Genomic DNA, 1538 nt, shown 5'->3' with positions numbered 1-1538 from the left:
CACGCCCCCTGGCAGCGTGGCAGCAACGAGAACACCAACGGTCTGCTGCGCCAGTTCTTCCCCAAAGGCACCGACCTAAGCACAATCAGCCAGACTGAACCGCCCCGGTTTCACCGGAGACCAATTAGTCCGTGTTACGCGACCATATCGAGTGTGTTCAAGTTTGCATAGAAGGCCTCCTCTGCCTCTGCGGGTGGGATGTTTCCGATAGGCTCAAGCAGGCGCCTGTTGTTGAACCAGTCGACCCATTTAAGAGTTTCCAGCTCGACCTCCTCCATCGTTTTCCATGAACTGCGCCGCCGGATAACCTCGGTTTTGTAAAGGCCGTTGATGGTCTCGGCCAAAGCGTTGTCATAGGCGTCACCGACGCTGCCAACGGATGGTTCAATGCCGGCCTTTGCCAAGCGCTCGGTGTAGCGAATAGACACGTATTGCCCGCCTCGGTCGCTATGATGAACCAAACCAGCCTGATAGGCAGGGCGGCGGGAATAAAGCGCCTGTTCCAACGCATCCAAGACAAAATCTGTCTTGGCGGATCGCGACGCTTTCCAGCCGACGATGCGGTTGGCGAAGGTGTCGATCACGAAGGCGACGTAAACAAATCCTTGCCATGTTGAGACATAAGTGAAGTCGCTTACCCACAGCATATTTGGCGCTGGTGCTCGGAACTTGCGGTTCACCTTATCGCGTGGGCATGGCACTGACGTGTCGGGGATCGTTGTTTTCATGGCCTTTCCTCGAACGATTCCCCGTAAACCCATGCCTTTCATGAGGCGTGCCACGGTGCAGCGCGCCACAGCTTCACCTTCACGGCACAGCTGTCGCCAGGCTTTGCGGACACCGTAAACCTCCCAGTTGCGATCCCAGACCTTCTGGATTTTGGGCCGCAAAACCGCATCCTGCTGCTGGCGTGCAGACGCCTTGCTCGGATCGGCGCGCACAGCGAGGCAGGCATAGTAGGTGGATGGGGCAATCGGCAGCACCCTGCAGATCGACTCGACCCCATGGACCACGCGATGATCATCAATAAAGCCGATCATGGCTTGAACGGGCGGTCGAGTTCCGCCTGCGCAAAATAAGCTGACGCCTTGCGCAATATCTCGTTGGCTTGACGAAGTTGCTTCACCTCGCGTTCCAGTTCTTTGATCTTGTCGCGTTCAACACTGGTCGCACCGTCCCGTGCCCCGCTGTCCTTTTCCGCCTGCCGAACCCAGACCCTCAATGTCTCTGGGATGCAGCCAATCTTGGGGGCAATCGCAGCTACCGCAGCGGATTGCTTTTCATAGGAGCCTTGATGCTCCAACACCATGCGAACGGCACGCGCCCGCATCTCCGGTGAATAACGGTTTGATGTCTTACTCTTTTCCATAGCCCTCATCCTTAGTCAGGTTGAAGGTCTCCGGCAAACAAGGGGCGGTTCAGACCGAGCTCAACGACGTCGCCCGCCTGATGAACCAGCGACCCCGCAAAACCCTCGGATGGAAAACACCCGAAGAAGCCCTGGCCGAAGAACTTGCGGCCTTCAGATCAAACGTTGC

General features: G+C 57.2%; 1 protein-coding gene, 1 pseudogene and 1 other annotated feature. Of the genes and pseudogenes, one reads left to right on the top strand and one right to left on the bottom strand.

Annotation, left to right across the window (positions count from 1 at the left end):
• Nucleotides 1-134: 134 nt before the first annotated feature.
• Nucleotides 135-1369, bottom strand: a protein-coding gene (locus tag BMY36_RS19090) for an IS3 family transposase (RefSeq protein ID WP_139194168.1) whose coding sequence is annotated in 2 segments (ribosomal slippage) — nt 135-1075 and nt 1075-1369 — 1236 coding nt in all. Because the reading frame shifts where the segments join, the coding sequence is not laid out codon by codon here.
• Nucleotides 966-1082 (bottom strand) — a sequence feature (AL1L pseudoknot). (Overlaps the previous gene by 117 nt.)
• Nucleotides 1370-1419: 50 nt before the next feature.
• Here BMY36_RS19090 and BMY36_RS21045 point away from each other — a divergent pair.
• Nucleotides 1420-1538: pseudogene (locus tag BMY36_RS21045) on the top strand (IS30 family transposase); the annotation flags it as partial.

Source organism: Pseudorhodobacter antarcticus (genome assembly GCF_900110135.1).
In the GTDB taxonomy this organism is placed as follows: domain Bacteria; phylum Pseudomonadota; class Alphaproteobacteria; order Rhodobacterales; family Rhodobacteraceae; genus Pseudorhodobacter; species Pseudorhodobacter antarcticus.
The sequence above is the reverse complement of the archived record's forward strand: the minus strand, read 5'-3'. Positions and strand labels throughout refer to the sequence as shown.